This is a genomic window from Sorangium sp. So ce590 (assembly GCF_051521365.1).
Classification (GTDB): Bacteria; Myxococcota_A; Polyangia; order Polyangiales; family Polyangiaceae; genus Sorangium.
Genome location: NZ_CP150346.1, coordinates 8326753 through 8343620 on the forward strand (window position 1 = coordinate 8326753; position 16868 = coordinate 8343620).

Genomic DNA, 16868 nt, shown 5'->3' on the forward strand with positions numbered 1-16868 from the left:
CTGTCGTTCCACCCCGCGAAACGCGAGCGGAGCCGTTCGCGGTCCCTGGACGGGATGCCGGGGAGCGCGGGGAAGTCGAGCACCTGTGGTTCCAGCGATGAGGTCATAGCTGCTGCCATTGGCCATTCACGTAATCGTACGTGCCCGGGTTCATGGCGCCGACCCGCCCCACGCGTCGGTCCCGCTCGGCCCGTGACATCTGTCCAGCGGCCACTTGCTGGTCCAGCGTCTCCGCGTACCTCGCCGTATTTGCGCGGTTCGCGTCGGCCACATTTCCGGCGTTGATGTCATTGCGGAGCTGCGTGTTGGGAAGCGCCCCGCGAGCCGCCGTCGGCGGCGGCAGCGGGGTGCCGGGCGGGGCGTTTCGCGGTGGTGGTGGCGACGCCGGGGTCACGGGCGGAGGCTGACCCGCGCCCGCCATGGCATAGAGGCGCGAGAGCATCTGCGAGCAGTTCGGGCACGGAGCGCACGCGGTAGCGTTGGGGTCGCTATCATTGCTCCCGATGCTGCCCATCCGACGAAGAGCCCGCCGCAGATGCCGCTGCCCTCGCGGAGTGCCGGGGTCGCACGAGACGCCATTTCGCCGCTCGTAGTCCTGAAGGTAACGGCTCACGGCGTCCGGCTCGGAGCAGCCGCCGGCCGGCCTTGGCATGGCATTGCGCGTCGGGAGCGCGGCCGCGACGGCGGGGTGGAGCTGCCGCTGGTACGGCTCATTGCTGCCTGGCTCGGTCGGCGGTGTCCTCGGGTCGCGCGCCGAATAGCCTGTCTGCGTGGGCCCTCCTCCCCGACGAGATGTCACCGTCGAGCGCATCAGGCCATCGGCGTCGATCACGGCGAGCGGCCTCCCGCTCACGTACCCGTACGCCTCGAGTCCTCCCTCGAGCCCCAACGGCTCCGGGCTCAGGTACGTCGCGCTCGCCGGATCGAAGTACCGCCACCGGTTGTAGTGGAGCCCTGTCTCCGGCTCGTACCAGTGCCCCGGGAACCGGCTCAGGGTGGCCGCGGCGTCGCCCGCCATCACCCGACCATACGCCTCGGTCTCGAAGACCTGGTCGACCGTCCCGTCGGCATCCACGAGCGCCAGCGGCACAGGCGCCCCTTCCCGGTGCACGAAGTACTTCCACGCGCCCCGGCCCGCCTCGGTGTCGACCGCCTGCGCGATCGGCGCCGGTGAGCCCGGCGAGTACGCATAGCGCCGGCGCTCGACCAGCGTGAACGTCGCGCCAGCGCTGGCGGTGGGCGCCTGGCGCTCCACCGTCTCCTCCAGGAGATCCTCGCCATCCCAGCGGTAGCGGTGCCGCACCATCGCCGCGCCTCGCCGTGTGACGCGCTTCTCGAGGCGCCGCGCGAACCCGTCGTAAACGAACTCGAGTTGCGTGCCGTCGGGCAGCGTCATGCCCGAGAGCAGGCCGAGCACGCTCCAGGAGTAGGTGGTCACCGCGGCGCCGTCCACCTTCTTCACGAGCCGGCCGCGCGCGTCATACGTGAGGGTCGCGCCGTTCGTGGTCACCAGGCGCCCGCCGACCAGGTGGGCCTGCGCGCGGCCGCCGATCCAGCGCACGTCGCCTCGCGGTGAGAGCACGTAGTCCTCGGTCCAGGCGCGCCCCTCATGGCGCTTCTGCGCGACGCGGCCGCGCGCATCGTACGTGAAGGACTGCGCCCCGCGATCGCGATCGGCGAGCACCTGGAGCTCGTCGGCGGGCGACCATCGGTAGTCGAACCGCAAGGTCTCCGGGCCGCCCAGCTTGCCGACCCATACGGGTTCGCCCGGACGGTCGACGGCGGTCCCACGGCCGGAGACGGCCAAGCGGAGGACGTTGCCGTGCGCGTCCCTCGTGAGCGCGATGCCCCCGCCGCCCGCGAAGAGGCGCCCCGTCTCGGCGTCCATCGGGTCGTACGCGAACGTCGCGATCGGCTGGTCCGCGCCCCTGTCATCCGAGAAGAAGAGCGCAGAGCACCGTCCGGCGGGGTCGCGCGGGGTGGCGATCGAGACGGCGCCGGGCACGGTCATCCTCGTGCGGTTCATGCCGGCGTCGTACAGCTGCTGGACGCTCGCGGCGGAGGCAGGATCGTTGACCAGCGCCGTTTCCTCACGGATGCAACGCCCTCGCGCGTCGTACGTGTACTGCGTGCAGGCGGCCTCCGTCTCGAAGAGCACGAGGCGGCCGCGCTCGTCGTACTCCAGCTTGTGGAACGTGTCGTCCGAGAAGGCGCGCTCGATCACCCGATCGAGGTCGTCGTAGGTCATCTCGACGAACTCGCCATCGTCGAAGGTGATCCTCGACAGCCGCCCGGCCTGGTCGTTCCTGTACCGCAGCGAGCGGCCGTCGAAGGTGCGCTCGGCGAGGATCCGCCCCTCGAGGTCGCGCTCGATGGTGTGCACGTCGCCCTCCTCGTTGACGATGCGCACCATGCCGAGCTCGCGATCGTAGGCGTACGAGACGCGCGTTCCGTCGCTCCGCTCGACCGCGATCACCTCGCTGAGGCCCGCGTAGATCAGCCGGAACCAGCGGCCGTCTGCGTCGCGCTCGCCGGCGAAGCGGCCGGCCTCGTCGTAAATCGTGGACGTGCGCGCGCCGAGCGGAGAGCAATAGCCGACGACGCGGCCCATCGCGTCATAAAGCCAGCGGTGGACCCCGCCCTTCTCGTCCCGCATCTCCACCAGTCGCCCGAGGAAGTCATAGCGCAGCGCTCGCGTGCCGCCGTGGGGCTCGACGATCTCGACGCGGTTGCAGAGCGCGTCGTACTTCATCGTCGTCTTGCCGCCGTCGGCGGTCTCGGCGTGAACCAGACAGCCACGCTCATCATGGCGAAAGCTCGCGACGAGCCCCATCGCATCGGACAGGTAGATGAGATTGCCGTTCGGGTCGCGCGCGTGCTGCGTCTCCAGGCCGTCGGGGCCGCGCGTGGCCACGACGTTGCCGCGGTCGTCGTACAGGTACTCCGTCACGTGACCCAGCGGGTCGACCACGCGGTACGCGCCGCCGGCCTCGCCCATCTTCCACGCGCGCCCGAGGCCGTCGCGGTACCCCACGAGCTCGCCCGCCTCATCGAATGCGTTGTCGTGCACCTGCCCCGCCCAGACGATCCGGTCCGCCTTGCCAAACGCGTTGACCTCGATCCTCCGCAGCGCGCGCGAAGTGATGATGTTGTTCTCGCCCGCACCATACTCGACCTTGGCGTGCAGGAACCCCTTCGCGCGGCTGCCGTCCGCGAGCACCTCCGGAACGCCCTCGGCCAGGAGCGCACGCTCGTTGGGATCGTTACACCACGTCTCCACGCAGCGACCGTGTTGGTCATAGCGGTAGTGCACCGCGAGGCCCGTGGGCCAGCGCTCCGTGGCGAGCCGATGGTCTGCGTCGTACGCGAACGTGACCGCGTGCCCCAGGGCGTCGCGCGCGGCCACCAGATCTCCGCGCTCGTCGTACTCGTAGGTTCGGAACGACGTCCAGGCGCCCCTCACGGACGCGTTCTTCACCTCGAAGGCGGCGATGCGGCCGTCGCTGCGCCTCCGTACGCGAAGCAGGCGGCCCACGCTGTCATTCACGAACTGGAGCGGGCCGGTCCCGTTCTCGTAGAAGAGCCGGGCCTGGTTGCCGTTGTGGTCCACGAGCGCGCTGAGGCGGAACTCGTTGTCGATCGCAAAGACGTCCTCGAAGACCCGCGTGATCCCGTCGTCGGCCTTGAGGAGATAGCCGTCGCGGGTCCGCGTCAGCAGTCCGACAGGGAGCTTCACGGTCTCGCCCTCGTCGGGGCACCGGCCCTCGCAGGCCAGCGCCGTCGCCGTGACGATGCGCACCCTGCGGCGGCGGAGCTCGATGACGCGCCAGCCGAGCGAGTGGTTCCACCCGTGGCCGAGCCCGTAGTCGAGGTGGCGCTGCGCGGAGCTGTAGGCGCGCTCGATCACGAGCGGGAACGCGCCCGGAAGGGCCATGTCGGTGACGGCGAGGGTGTAGACGCGACCCGTGACCGGGTCCATGGGGTGACCCGCCTGCGTTCCTCCCCCGCCTCCGTGCGACGGGTTGGGGCAGCCACCGCCGCTACCCTGGCCGCAGCTCGAGGCGTTGGGGCCGCCGCCCTGGGCGCCGTTGCCACCGTTCTTGCCCCCCGCGCCCTGGTCTCCGCCGGCTCCGTTGCCGCCGCGCCCGCCGCTGCCCCCGCCGCCTGCGCCGCCGCCCATGATGAAGACACCGGGGTTCATTCCCGGGATGGCCGGGATGTTCGGAACCGGAGCTGTGCGTGCCATGAAGCGATGGTCCCGGATCCGGCCAGGGTGTCAATACCCGCCGCCGTGCCGGATGGACGGCGCCCCGGCGTCCGCAGGGGCCGCCGCCCTGGGTGCTCACCGCGCTCGGCTACAAGCCCGACCTGGGGGCGCGCGTGCTGTCCGCCGAGGTGGAGGTGCGGCCGCCAGCGACGCCGGAGGACATCGCTGCCCACAAGCGCGATGTGGAGATCATCCGGGAAGCGTTCGAGGCAGCAGCCCGCCAGGAACCGGCGATCGCCTGGCCGGAGCTCTGGGCGCGGCATGAGCGGCTCGCCAGGTGCCGCCCGCCCCCGGCACCGTCGATCCTATCCTGCGCGCGATGGAGGTCATGTTCGGGTTGAACAGGAGCGCGCCGTCGCGCGGTCGCCGTCGCGTGGGCTGGCGAGGGCCGCGTCATCGACAGGTCACGAGAACGTCCGCACCGCGCTCCTCGAGCGCCCTGATGTTGCCCGCCTGGGAGGACCAGATTGCTGGGAGTGGGCGGGATCCGGGCTGGGATACCCGGCTACCTTCGTATGAGTCGACGCTGCAAAATACGGTGGCGTGCCTCGGAGTCAGCTCAAATCGCAAGACCTGGACGGCTGACGCCGGCGAACACGAGTACCTACCGATGAACTGTCTGAGCTGGTATATCGCATTCGCATTCTGCGCCTGGGACGGTGGTCGGTTGCCAACGGAATCGGAGTGGAACTACGCGGCAGCTGGAGGAGAAGAGCAACGGGTGTTTCCGTGGTCCAATCCCGCAGACTCAACCGTAATTGATGACAGCCCCCGGGCTGAATTTCAATTCACCCGGCCTCCCTCGACCCCCTCCGGCTCGATCCCCCCGCCCCCCTCACAGCCCCAGCCGCCGCAGCGGGAGCTCCCGCGCGCGCGTCTTCGTCAGGGCGAACACGGCGTTCGCGATCGCGGGCGCCACAGGCGGCACCCCGGGCTCCCCGACGCCCCCGGGCGGCGCGTCGCTCTTCACGATCTCCACGTGGATCCGCTGCGGCACCTCCGTGGTCCGCACCACCGGGTAGTCGCGGAAGTTCGTCTGCTCGACCGCGCCGCCCTTCACCGTGATGGCGCCGTGGAGCGCGATGCTCATCCCGAAGACCACCGCCCCTTCCATCTGCGAGCGCACGCGGTCCAGGTTGATGACCGTGCCGGCGTCGGCGACGAGCCACACCTCGTCCACCTGCACCTTGCCGAGCGCGTCCTTCGACACCGCGGCGACGACCGCCACGTACGTGAGGAAGCTCCGGTGCGCGGCGAGGCCCACCGCGCGGCCCGCCTTGCGCGCGGCGCTCCACCCCGAGATCTCCGTCACCCGCTCGATCACGTGCCGCAGGCGGCCCACGTCGACCGGGTGCTTCTCGATCGGCGCCCCGTAGTTCGGGACCTTCTGGACCCCCAGCTCGGCCGGCGTCGCCTGGCGCGCCGGGCCGAGCACCTCGAGCAGCACCTCGCGCGGATCGGCCTGCCGCGCGTGCGCGATCTCGTCGATGAAGCTCTGCACCGCGAAGGCGTGGAAGATGTTGCACACCGACCGGAGCCACCCGATCCGGACGTGCGCCGGCGCGTCGCAGGCCTCGGCGCGGACGTTCGGGGCCGCGAGCGCGAGGTCGAGCACGCCGAGGCCGAGCTCGTTGTCGCTCGGGGTCTTCACCCTCCCGTCGAACGTCGACGGGATCGGCGGAAACGCCGTCCGGTGCAGCCAGGCGCTCACCTTGCCGTCCGCGTCGAGCCCCGCCTTGAGGTACTGCGCGCTCACGCTGTGGAAATAGCCGCTCTGCACGTCGTCCTCGCGGGTCCACTGCACCCGCACCGGCGTCCCCATGGCGCGCGCGAGCAGCGCCGCCTCGGCCACATAGTCCGGCTTGGACTTCCGCCCGAACCCGCCGCCGAGGAACGTCACGTGCACGGTGACCTTGCCCTCGTCGACCCCGAGCGCCCGCGCCACCTCGGTGCGCGCCGACTGGGGGTTCTGCGTCGGCGCCCACACCTCGCAGCCGTTCGCGTCGACCCGCGCCACCGCCGAGGGCGGCTCCATGGCCGCGTGCGCCAGGTGCGGCACGTAGTACTCGGCCTCGAGCGTGCGCGCCGCCTTCGCGAGCGCCCCGTCCACGTCGCCGACCTTCCGCACGACCTTGCCCGGCGCGCGCGCCGCGCCCGAGAGCGCCTCGCGGTAGCTCGCCGAGTCGTACGCCGCGTTCGCGCCGTGATCCCATTCGATCTGCAGCGCCGCCCGGCCGCGCATCGCGGCCCACGTCGTGTCCGCCACGACCGCGACGCCGCCGAGCGGCTGAAACCCGACCGCTCCGCCCTGCGGACCCGGCAGCTCCACGAGCTTCTTCACGCCCGCGACGGCCAGCGCGCGCGCCCCGTCGTACCGCACGACCTTGCCCCCCACGACCGGCGGGCGCGCGATCACCGCGGTGAGCATGCCCGGCAGGCGCACGTCCGCGCCGAACTGCGCTGTACCCGTCACGATGGCCGGTGCGTCGAGCAGCGGGAGCGGGCCGCCGACGCGCTTCAGCTCCGAGACGGGGCGGAGCGCGACGGTCTTCGCGTCGGGCACCGGGAGCTTCGCCGCGTCGGCCACGAGCTCGCGGAAGTCCAGCGAGCGCTTCGACTTCGCGTGGTGGACTGCGTGCTGCTCGGCCACGCACTCCGCGGCGGGCACGCGCCACTTCTTCGCCGCGACCGCGACGAGCATCGCGCGCGCCGTCGCGCCCACGCGGCGCATCGGCTCGTAGCCGTCGCGCACGCTGCGCGAGCCGTCGGTGTTCTGATCGCCGTAGGCCTTGTCGCCGTCGCCCTGCACGATCTTCACCCGCGCCATGTCGGCCCCGAGCTCGTCGGCGACGAGGACCGGCAGCGAGCTGCGGATCCCCTGCCCCATCTCCGACCGGTGGCAGACGATCGACACCGTGCCGTCGGTCGCGACGTGGAGAAACACCCCGGTCCGGAGCCCCGGCTGCGACGGCAGCGCGGCGGACCCGGGCGGCGGCGGGGCGGCCGGGGGCGGCGCGGCCTCGGCGTCGCCCTCGGCGAGCCCGAGCGCGAGCCCGCCCGCCGCGAGCCCGAGCCCCGCGAGGAAGGAGCGGCGGAGGAGGACGACGCGTTGCTGTTCCATCTTCACTCCGTCGGGAGGCCGGCGGCCTTGCGGACCGCGGCGCGGATGCGCGTGTACGTCCCGCACCGGCAGATGTTGCCGGCGAGCGACTTATCGATATCGTCGTTCGACGGCCGCGGGTTCTTCCGCAGGAGCGCGGCCGCGCTCATGATCTGCCCCGCCTGGCAGAAGCCGCACTGCGGGACGCCGAGCTCCACCCACGCGCGCTGCAGCGGGTGATCGCCGGCCGGGCTGAGCCCCTCGATGGTCGTCACCGAGCCGCCCGCCGCGCGCTTCACCGGCGTCACGCAGGCGCGCACGGTCTCGCCGTCGAGGTGCACGACGCACGCCCCGCAGAGCGCCTGGCCGCAACCGTACTTGGTCCCCGTCAGGCCGAGCACGTCGCGCAGCACCCAGAGCAGCGGCGTCTCCGGATCCACGTCGAGCTCCTGCTCGGCGCCGTTCACCTTCAGGATGATCATGGTCGGGACTCCTCGGGCGGGCACGCGGCGCCCGCCTTCACCCACGCATCGATGAGCGCGGCGAAGACCGCCTGCGAGCCGGGCGCCTTCGTGCGGCCATGCCCGGGCGCCCAGCCCCACGCGACGAGCTCGTCGTGCGCGGCGTGCTCGACGATCTGCGCGAGCGTCTTCTTGCCGTTGCGCGCCGGATCCTTGATCTGCCCGCAGATCGCCGCCGGCGAGCGGCCGAGCCACGCCATCTCCGCCGGCGCGAGGTGCCAGCCCGGCGCCCCGGGCACGCGGGCGAAATCGAGGTTCTGCGCCTGGTGGCACGACGTGCACTCCATCGCCGCGACCCCGCGATCGGTCGGCCCGCGCTCGGCGGGCGGACTGTGCCGCTCGCCGGCGTCGCCCTGACGCGGGACGCCGTCGTGCGGATGGCAGTTCACGCAGCGCGGATGGAGCAGCACCTTGCTCGCCTCGAGGAAGAGCGAGGCCGCGCGCGCGCCGTCGTCCCGGATCGACGCGAACGCCTCCGGACTGCGGAGCTCGCCCGCCGGCACGGGCGGGAGCTGGACCGGCCTGGGCGCCTCCGCGGGAGGGGCATCGCACGCCGCGGCGAGGAGGCCGACGCCCGCCAGGAAGCAGAGGAAGAGAGGCTGCATCGCGGCGCGTAGACTGATGGCTTCCTGCGCGCAGCACAAGCCCTTCCTCGGACCCCGGCTCTCCGCGCGCCGCGCCCCCGATGAGCGCCGGACGCCGCCCGCCCGCCCGCTCGCCCCGCGCGCTCCCCGCGTCGCGCGAGCCCCCCCCGAGGACCTGAAGCAGCTCGTCACGCCTTGATGGCGTCGAGCTCACCCGGGTTGCTGATGCCTGGCCCGTCGATGACGTTGCCTGCGCCATCCGTGGTGAACGACGGAGCGCTGCCACCGAAGCCAGCCGAGACCGCGTCCGACACGCCGAATCGATCGACCGGAACCCACTCGGGCGTCCCGGCGCCGAGCGCGTTGATCAAGGTCGTATAGAGCTTGTTCAACGGGACGGTTCCGCCCGATGAGCCGGTGTTGCCGCTGTTGTTCTCGTCCTCCCCGCCGCCCGCGCAGCTGGCTTCGCTGTTGCCCACCGCGAGGTTCCCGCCCGCGAGGTTCACCGCCACGCCCTGCTTGAGGTAACCGCCGGCGCCGCCGGCGATCACGATGGGTAAGTTGTTTGTGTTGTGCGCGTTGCCATCGGCGAGCTCCGGCAGCCACATGACCGCGGAGTTGTCGAGCATGGTGCCGCCCCCCTCCTCGATGCTGTCGATGGTCTTGACCAGCTTGGCGTAGCGCCCTGCGTACCAGCGGTCGATCTCGTGGATCTGCTCGAGGACGCCGCTCACGCACTGGCCGCCCGTGGCGGCGCTTCCGTTCCGGTGCGAGAGCCCGTGATGATCGTGGGTGTGGCTGATGCCGTCCCACTTGAACGTCACGAAGCCCGGCCACTGGAGCACGATGGAGCGGTTATTGTCGCACATCATCGTGAGGGCGATGAGGCGGATCATCATCTCGCTGCCCAGCGTGTACACCGTCTCGCTGTTACCGCCGAAGCCGCCGCCGCGGGCGGGGTAGCCCGCCGCCGTGAGGGCAGCGTCCGTGACGCCGAGCGCGGCTGCAGCTTCCGCGGTGCAAGCAGAGGGCAGGACCCGCTGCTCCGTCTCGCGGAGCAGGGCGAGCCAGTCGTCGACCTTCCTCCGATCGGCGCCGCTCATTTTCCGGGCCTTGAGGGCGTTCAGATCATGAGTCACGAGATCGATGATGCTCTCGCCGCGAGCCACGCGATGATCCGCCTCGGTCTCGGAGCCGCTCGCGAAGAGCCCGGTCAGGCTGCTGTACACCGTGCGCGCGTTTGTCACGGGGGCGAACGGCGTACTCGACGCCGAGTACGACACGATGCCCTTGACGTTCGTGAAGGCATTGCCGACGGAGAGCACGAGCGGGATCTTGTTGGTGCCCTGGTTGAAGCGGCGCGCGATCTCGTGGTCGAGCGAGTGCGACAGCGCCCAGTGCTCCCCGGCGGGATCGAGGGGCGCGCAGGTCAGCTTGCTGCCCATGCCCTGATCGTGGGGATCGAAATGCACGGCGCCGTCCACCTTGTTGTTGAGCCCGTTCAGGGGCATCGCGAGCCCGCGCGGGAAGAGCAGCTTCGCCGCGTAGGGAGCGAGCGGGGCGAGGGTTCGAGGCTTCCCATCCGCCTGCACCGTCTCCAGGGACGCCGCGGTGACGCTCCCGGCCCCGTTCTCGATCGTCGGGAACCAACGGTTCGTCAGGCAACCGTTGTTTGTGTAGAAGATCACCAGGCGCCGCGGCGACGGGGCTTCCTGCGCTCGCGCGGAGCGGACGAGCGAATTCAAGAAGGGAACCGCGAGCGCTGCGCCACAAATCCCGCGCAGGAATAATCTTCGGTTCACGGCGCCACCTCCGTCTGTAGTGCACGATATCGGAACGACTGACTTTGCGTGAGGTCTGCGATCAGGTCGAGCACGGTGTAGCCGCCCTGGGTGAGCTTGGCGGTCAGCTCGTCCACGGTGCAGGAATCTTCGTTGTTGAGCTCGCGCTGGTAGGCGAATGAGACCCACTTTCGCACGTAGCACCTGTGCGCCTCCGGGGAGCTCGCGATGGCCTCGGAGAGCGCCACCGGGCCGTCGAGCTCCACGATGTTCTCGCCCATGTCGACGCTCACCCGTGTGTCGATGGACGCGCCGGAGAACGACTCCGTCTGCTGGTAGGCTCCCACGGCGTCGTACGCCTCGAGCGCGAAGCCCGTCGGGTTGATGTACGGGTGATGGCAGAACTTGCAGCCGTCTCCCGCCGTCTGTGCGTCGACGCGAGCGCGGTTTGTCGTGAGGTTGTCATCCGTGGGCAGCGGCGTGCCCTCCACCATCGGTGGTGGCGGCAGGATGTTCGCGCAGAGGATCTCTTTCTGCAAGAACGCGCCGCGCAAGATGGGCGACGTCCGGTCGTACCCCGAGTGCGACACAAGGAAGCCCAGGCGAGTGAAGAGGCCGGAACGCTGCGTCGGGTCGAGATCGACCGGTACGAGCTCCGCGCCGTTGAACTGCGCAGGATCCAGGTCGTAGAGCGGCGCCAGGGAGGCGTTGGCGAAGCCCACCGGCGTGGTGACGAGCTCCTGGAACGTCCCGGCCTGGTCGAAGACCACGTGCTCGATGAAGCGCTCGGTCTCCTCCGACAGAAGGGGGACCATCGAGGCATTGAAATCCGGGAAGGCGTCCGGATCACGCTGGATGTCCGACCAGCGCGTGCCGGGCCCCATGTGGAGGTAGTGCTCGTGGAAGCCTTTGACCATCGCGCGGCTCCTGGGATCCGCCAGCATTCGCTGTGCCTGCGCGAGAATTTGCTCGGGTGTGAGCAGCGCGTCGGCGTCCGCTGCGGCGAACAGCGCGTCGTCCGGCATGCTCCCCCAGAGCAAGTACGAGAGGCGCGACGCCACCTCGTGGCTGTTCAGCGCGAAGTACTCGCCCTCGGCTTTCTCGCTGATCTCTGCTCGCGTCAGGAAGGAGGGCGAGAGCAAGAACGCCTCGATGATCAGCTGGGCGCCGTCGGCGAACGAGCCGGTCGGCGTGAGCGCCTGGCGGCGGGCGTAGAGGGCCTGGAAGAGCCCCCTCTCCTCGTCGGTGAGCGGGCGCCGGAAGGCGCGCCGTCCCAGCGTATCGATGAGCTGGTGCGCGCACGCGGTGCCGTCGGCGTCCGGGGTGCAGGGGATGGTCCTGGCTCGCGCCCCGGGGTCTGCCATGACCGCCGCCGCCACCGTCGCTGCGGCGGTTTTGTACCCATCCCACGCGCGCTGATCGACGCTTCCGACGCCGTCCGGCGCGAGCATCGACGACGGCTGGTTGTCGATGCCGACCAGATCGCGAATCGTGTTGTCGTACTGCCCCCTCGTCAGACGCGGCAGCGCCGACGTTCGCGGGACCCCCGGCACGCACACCGTCGGCTCGACGTCGGGGTTGCCACCCGTCGAGCCGCTCCCGCCGCTGCCCGCTCCGCTGCCAGGCCCGCTGCCAGGCCCGCTGCCGGGCCCGCTGCTCCCCTCTACGTCGTCTCCGCCGCCGATCATTGCAGTGCAGCCGGACATGGCCGCACAACCCGTCGTGAGCAGCGCAGGAACGATGAACCGTCTCGCCCACGTGTTCATAGAACTCACCTCATCCGGGGGGCTCTCACATCGGCCATCGCCCAGACATAGAATGCCCTGTCAGGGGGTCGCTGATCACTATTTTTCTCGTATTTTCGTGCTGGCGCAAGTTTGCTTCTGCCTCGAAATTCGCTCGGGCGAGACGTTTTGGGGGCCGGCCCTGTCGAACAGCGCGCCGTGCTCCGCCTCCGTGCGCTCGTGCCCGGACGACACGCGCATCCTGCGGATATCGAACAGCTTCGAGAGGGGGTGTCGACGAGGGTGTGCGACCGAAAGATCTATTGTCTCCATCAGGGCTTCAAGGACCCACGCGCGCTGTGGTGCGCCACCTTCGACGGGGCGTGGTGCCCTCCGCGGCACCCCTTGGTGTAGCGAACTGTCACGAGGGCTCTGCACAGCGCGGCCCCACGCCACGATGCGCCACGCCGACGCCAGCTCATGCCCCCGTAACCCCTCAATACCCCTCGAGCGAGCCGCTGGCTCGCCGCATGCAAGCCGGCTCCGGCATGAGCAACACGGTAGGAATGGGTGAGGCCACACAGCCATCGCCGTGCCTGATCGCCCCATCTGAGGCAATCCGCCACATGGCGCCGTCGAGCTCGGAACGCGGGCCGCTGCCCGGGATGCAGGTGAGCTCGCAGCTCCGGCTCCTCCGCGCGCTCGGTCAAGGCGGCATGGGGAGCGTCTGGCTCGCCGAGCACGCCGCGCTCAGGACGCAGGTCGCGGTGAAGTTCCTCCGCGACATCTACGTCGATCACCCGCTCGCCGTCGTCCGCCTCCGGCGCGAGGCGGAGGCCGCCGCCCGGATCCAGAGCCCGCATGTGGTGCGGGTGTTCGACCTCGGGCTCACCGACCAGGGGGTCCCGTACATCCTGATGGAGCACCTCGAAGGCGAGACGCTCCAGGACCTCGTCGAGCGGCGCCGGCGCCTCTCGCTCGATGAGACGGCCTCCATCCTGCGCCAGACCTGCGCTGCGCTGGCCAGGGCGCACGAGTCGGGCATCGTTCACCGCGACATCAAGCCAGAGAACATCTTCCTCGTGGAGGGCGAGCGCGAGCCGTTCGTGAAGGTGCTCGACTTCGGCATCGCCAAGAACACCGTCGAGGAGGCCGATCCGCTCACGGTCACGGGCGCCATCCTGGGGACGCCGCACTTCATGTCGCCCGAGCAGATGGCGGGCGGAGCGCGGGTCGGGCCGCACAGCGATCTCTGGGCCCTCGGCGTCGTGGCCTACTTCTGCCTGACCGGGCAGCTCCCCTTCGGCGGGGCCACCATCGCGGCGGTGGCGGTCGCGATCGACCGCGGGTCGCCCCCGCCGCCGTCCCGCTTCGCGCCGGGCCTGCCGCCCGCGATCGACGCCTGGGTCCTCTCGCTGCTCGAGCCGGACCCGGCGCGCCGCGCCCAGAGCGCCCGCGCCGTCCTCGAGGCGCTGGACGCCGCCGTCGCCGCCCCGCGCGACGCGCGGCCCTCCCCCGCCCCGACCGAGCTCATGCCCCCGCGCGACACCCTCACCTCGGGCGAAGGCTTCTCGTCCCTCGTCACCACGCTGATGCCCTTCGGCACCCTCGGCGCCGCCGCGCCGCGGCCGCGGGCGCGGGCGCGCACCTGGGCCATGGCGGCGGCCGCCGTGATGGGGATCAGCACCCTCGCCTGGGCCGGCGTCACCCGGACGACGACCCCCCAGGCGGCGCAGGCCGCGTCGCTCGCCAGCATCGGAGCCGGGCCGTCGGCGCACCCCGCCGCCGAGCCCGCAGCTCAGTGCGCGACGAGCGCGCCGCAGGCCGCGGCCGACGCGCCGCCCCCGGCGAGGGCGCCGCAGCCGGCGACGGCCACGCCGCAGCCGGCGACGGCCACGCCGCAGCCCGACGTGCAGCCTGTCGCGACGGCGCCGGCCGCGGCGCAGCCCGACGTGCAGCCTGTCGCGACGGCGCCGGCCGCGGCGCAGGCCGCCTCCAGGGCGCCGGGTGTCGCGCAGGCGGCGCGCGTGGCGCCGGTCAAGCAGGTGGCCACGCGGACGCGCGCGCGCCGCGATCTCGGGTTCTGACGGGGGAATGCATGCACTCCGGGCCCAGGACCCTGATGATGATCGCCGGCCTGATCATCGCGGCCTCACCGGCGCTCGCCGGCGAGGACGCGGGCGCCGCCGCCGGCGGCGAGGCGGACGAGGAGGCGCGGATCGAGGCCCGGGAGCTCGTGTACATGGGCGACGAGCTCTTCGCCCAGAAGAAGTACGCGGAGGCGCTCCGCGCCTACAAGCGCGCCGAGGGGCTCGTCTGCGTGCCCACGACCTCCATCGAGGTGGCGAAGACGCTCGCCGCGATCGGGCGGCTCAGCGAGGCGCGCGAGCTCGCGTCGACGATCACCGCGTCGCGCGCGACCCCCGGAGAGCCCTGGCCGTTCACGCAGGCGCGGCGCCGCGCCGACGCCCTGCGCAGCGAGCTCGATGACCGCATCCCACGGCTGAAGGTGAGGCTCACGCCGAGCCCCGCCGGCGCCCGGCTCAAGGTCGACGGCCAGGCGGTGAAGGCCTCCGCCGAGGGGTCCCTGATCGATCCGGGCAACCACTGGATCGAGGTCGAGGCCGACGGCTACGTGGGCGCCCGGCAGCGGGTCTATGTCCCGGAGCGGGAGATCACGACGCTCGACGTCGCCCTCACCCCGGAGACTCGCTCGGGCGGCGCCTCGGCGTGGGCCATCGGCGGGTTCGTCGCCTCGGGCGCCGGGCTGGCGGTGGGGATCGGCGCAGGCGCGGCCTACCTGGACGCGCGGAGCGACCTCGAACAGGCGTGCCGGCGGGGCGCCACGAGCTGCTCCGACGACGCGCGAGGCAGCGCGAACGCCGTGGGGTGGGTCTCGAACGTGGGGTTCGGCCTCGCCGTCGCCGGCGCGGCCGTCGGTGGGCTCGCCCTCGGGCTGGAGCGCTCGAAGACGCCGGCGTCGAGCGTCACCTGGGCGGTCGGTCCGGGCTACATCGGCGTGCGAGGGACGCTGTGAGGGCGCGCCGCGCTGCCGCCTGCGCGTTCGCCGCGTGGGTCTCCGGGTGTCAGGTCGTCGCCCCGCTGCCCGGCGCGGACGGCGAGGGCGGCGGTCCCTCGGCCGAGAGCGCCGGTGTCGACGGCGACGCCGCCGCGAGCGACGCGGGCGACGCCGGCGATGGAGGCCAGGAGCGCTGGGCTCCGCCACCGCAGGAGACGGGCCCGTGCGAGATCGCCGCGTGCTCGGCGCACTGCGCCCGGTCGATGGATCTCTGCGAGCTCACGCCGCAGTATCCGTCGGTCGAGGCGTGCTGCGCTGTCTGCGAGGCGATGCCGTCGCCCGCGGGCTATGCCGGGTGCCGCGCGGTGGAGAGCGGCGATCCCGCCGGCTGCACCGTCGCCGGGCCGCTCGGCCCGGCGGGCGACGCCGGGTGCGTCGGGCGGTGCGAGGCGATGTGCGCGCTCTATGCGGCCGTGTGCCCGCGCGAGCTCGCGGACATCGCGGCCTGCGAGGCCCGCTGCGCGCTCTTGCCGGCGCCGCAGGTGTTCGACGCGTGCGGCTCGCTCACGGCCGAGGGCTCGCTCGGGTGCAGTACGCAGCAGATCTACGCCGCGCTCGGCGCGATCGACAAGAAGGAGCGCGACAAGGCGTGTCGCGACATCCTGCAAGGCCGCTGCCCGAAGCCGGCGTGCGCGGACAGCGACTAGCTCGCTCCCGCCTCGCGAACGGCACCGCAAGCGGCGGAGTCTGCCTGCTCTCCGCCGGTGCGTTCGCCTGGGCAGCCGATCCTTGGGAGCGGGAAGCGCTCGCCGCGGAGGCGGGCGGCGATGTCTAACCGGTAGGCGCCGTGCCGTTCGGTGCGGCGCCGGGCACCGCGGGCGCTGCCATGCCGTTCAGCGCAGCAGGCGCTGCCATGCCGTTCGGCGCGGCGGGGGTCGCAGCGCCGGGCGCCGCCGGTTCAGCCGGCGCCTCGTCGCCCGGGGCGGCGACGGTGTCGCTGTGCGCCGTCGCGCGGCCAGTGCGGCCCTTGTAGAGAGAGGGGGCGATCGTATCGGCGTCCTCCTCGTCCCAGCGCAGGTACGCGACGGCGCGGCGGGTCTGGTCGTAGGCGTGGACGAGCAGCGAGAACGCCCGCGCCCTCCTGTCCGCCGCCTCGGTCGGCCCGGGGCCTTTGCCGTGCTCCCGCACGCCGAGGGCCGCGAGCAGCTGCGGCCCGATCTCCCCGGCGCGCCTCACCTCCTCCTCGGTCGCCGCCGTCTTGTTGGCGACCTCCGCCCAGCTCACGGTGAACAGCGCCGAGAGCGCGACAAGGTCGTTCGCCGTGTCGATGTGCCCCAGCCCAGCGCGGATCTCCGCGACCGTGTCCGCGTCGAGCAGGCCGCGCCGGGCCAGCGCCTCGGCGTCGCTCAGCAGGTTCTCGCGCAGCGGGGCCGCCTCCGCGAGCAGCGGCTTCAGCGCGTTCTCGGCGCCTCCGCTCGACAGCCACGCGAGGTGCGCGTACCAGGCGGCCAGCGCGTAGGTCTCGAGCCGGTCGAGCAACGCGACATCGTGCGTCGGCACGTGCTCCGCGATGGCGGAGCGCAGCGCGAGGAGGCCGGGCAGCACGCCCAGCACCTGGGAGACGACCCGGGGAATATCGAGGTTGATGGCGATCAGCCGATCCGGGCTCAGCGCCTCGATCTCGGGCAGGATCTTGTCGAACGCCGCCGCCGCCTGGGGCGGGGCCGCGGGCTTCTTGGGAGCGGGCTTCTTCTTGAGCGGAGAAGGCTTCTTCATGAGGGGATGACCTCTCGTTGTTCGTCGTCGCGGAGCAGCGGAGAACAGGTACGTCGCGCTCCACCCCCGCGCGCTGGACGTGTTGAGAACGTCAGG

The 16868-nt window shown here is 71.8% G+C and carries 11 protein-coding genes and 1 pseudogene; 5 read left to right on the forward strand and 7 right to left on the reverse strand.

The features are described 5' to 3' along the window. Positions 1-103: 103 nt before the first annotated feature. On the reverse strand, positions 104-4246 hold the full coding sequence (locus WMF28_RS31410; RefSeq protein WP_437597070.1) for an RHS repeat-associated core domain-containing protein: 4143 nt from the start codon (positions 4244-4246) through the stop codon (positions 104-106). Positions 4247-4338: 92 nt separating this feature from the next. Between WMF28_RS31410 and WMF28_RS31415 the strand changes: the two genes are divergently transcribed. Next, on the forward strand, positions 4339-4608 hold the full coding sequence (locus tag WMF28_RS31415; RefSeq protein WP_437597071.1) for a hypothetical protein: 270 nt from the start codon (positions 4339-4341) through the stop codon (positions 4606-4608). 101 nt (positions 4609-4709) lie between these two features. Continuing rightward, positions 4710-5003: pseudogene (locus WMF28_RS31420) on the forward strand (SUMF1/EgtB/PvdO family nonheme iron enzyme); the annotation flags it as partial. Between the two features lie 99 nt (positions 5004-5102). On the opposite strand, the gene WMF28_RS31425 reads toward WMF28_RS31420, so the two are convergent. From WMF28_RS31425 to WMF28_RS31445, 5 genes are all read right to left on the reverse strand, one after another. Further along, positions 5103-7388 carry a molybdopterin cofactor-binding domain-containing protein gene (locus tag WMF28_RS31425; RefSeq protein ID WP_437597073.1) on the reverse strand — a complete coding sequence of 762 codons (2286 nt, stop codon included), beginning with the start codon at positions 7386-7388 and terminating at the stop codon, positions 5103-5105. A 2-nt stretch (positions 7389-7390) separates the two neighbouring features. Beyond that, positions 7391-7849 carry a (2Fe-2S)-binding protein gene (locus tag WMF28_RS31430; protein WP_437597074.1) on the reverse strand — a complete coding sequence of 153 codons (459 nt, stop codon included), beginning with the start codon at positions 7847-7849 and terminating at the stop codon, positions 7391-7393. After that, entirely contained in the window at positions 7846-8493 is a 648-nt protein-coding gene (locus tag WMF28_RS31435; RefSeq protein ID WP_437597075.1) for an Isoquinoline 1-oxidoreductase subunit, read from the reverse strand. Before WMF28_RS31435 ends, WMF28_RS31430 begins: the two co-directional genes overlap by 4 nt. A 167-nt stretch (positions 8494-8660) precedes the next feature. After that, complete coding sequence (locus WMF28_RS31440; protein WP_437597076.1) at positions 8661-10274, reverse strand: DUF1552 domain-containing protein; 1614 nt, start codon at positions 10272-10274, stop codon at positions 8661-8663. Beyond that, the gene (locus WMF28_RS31445) at positions 10271-12019 is read right to left on the reverse strand and encodes a DUF1592 domain-containing protein (RefSeq protein WP_437597077.1); all 1749 of its coding nucleotides are present in this window, start codon (positions 12017-12019) and stop codon (positions 10271-10273) included. The genes WMF28_RS31440 and WMF28_RS31445 overlap by 4 nt, the downstream gene beginning before the upstream one ends. Positions 12020-12603: 584 nt before the next feature. Between WMF28_RS31445 and WMF28_RS31450 the strand changes: the two genes are divergently transcribed. Genes WMF28_RS31450 through WMF28_RS31460 form a run of 3 tightly spaced genes read left to right on the forward strand, consistent with a single transcriptional unit; the run spans position 12604 to position 15703 of the window. Continuing rightward, positions 12604-14064, forward strand: a complete 1461-nt coding sequence (locus WMF28_RS31450; RefSeq protein WP_437597078.1) for a serine/threonine-protein kinase — start codon at positions 12604-12606, stop codon at positions 14062-14064. A gap of 11 nt (positions 14065-14075) precedes the next feature. Next, complete coding sequence (locus WMF28_RS31455) at positions 14076-15014, forward strand: PEGA domain-containing protein (RefSeq protein ID WP_437597079.1); 939 nt, start codon at positions 14076-14078, stop codon at positions 15012-15014. Then, positions 15011-15703, forward strand: coding sequence for a hypothetical protein (locus tag WMF28_RS31460; protein ID WP_437597080.1), 693 nt, complete (start codon positions 15011-15013; stop codon positions 15701-15703). The genes WMF28_RS31455 and WMF28_RS31460 overlap by 4 nt, the downstream gene beginning before the upstream one ends. Before the next feature lie 124 nt (positions 15704-15827). Here the strand turns inward: WMF28_RS31460 and WMF28_RS31465 are convergent, their stop codons facing one another. After that, positions 15828-16772, reverse strand: a complete 945-nt coding sequence (locus tag WMF28_RS31465; protein WP_437597082.1) for a hypothetical protein — start codon at positions 16770-16772, stop codon at positions 15828-15830. Between the last annotated feature and the right edge of the window lie 96 nt (positions 16773-16868).

What these genes read in the sequence shown, in the direction of transcription:
- WMF28_RS31455 (WP_437597079.1), top strand. Translation starts at nt 14,076, where the DNA reads ATGCACTCCGGGCCCAGGACCCTGATGATGATCGCCGGCCTGATCATC.
- WMF28_RS31465 (WP_437597082.1), bottom strand. Translation starts at nt 16,772, where the DNA reads ATGAAGAAGCCTTCTCCGCTCAAGAAGAAGCCCGCTCCCAAGAAGCCC.
- WMF28_RS31425 (WP_437597073.1), bottom strand. Translation starts at nt 7,388, where the DNA reads ATGGAACAGCAACGCGTCGTCCTCCTCCGCCGCTCCTTCCTCGCGGGG.
- WMF28_RS31450 (WP_437597078.1), top strand. Translation starts at nt 12,604, where the DNA reads ATGGCGCCGTCGAGCTCGGAACGCGGGCCGCTGCCCGGGATGCAGGTG.
- WMF28_RS31430 (WP_437597074.1), bottom strand. Translation starts at nt 7,849, where the DNA reads ATGATCATCCTGAAGGTGAACGGCGCCGAGCAGGAGCTCGACGTGGAT.
- WMF28_RS31410 (WP_437597070.1), bottom strand. Translation starts at nt 4,246, where the DNA reads ATGGCACGCACAGCTCCGGTTCCGAACATCCCGGCCATCCCGGGAATG.
- WMF28_RS31435 (WP_437597075.1), bottom strand. Translation starts at nt 8,493, where the DNA reads ATGCAGCCTCTCTTCCTCTGCTTCCTGGCGGGCGTCGGCCTCCTCGCC.
- WMF28_RS31445 (WP_437597077.1), bottom strand. Translation starts at nt 12,019, where the DNA reads ATGAACACGTGGGCGAGACGGTTCATCGTTCCTGCGCTGCTCACGACG.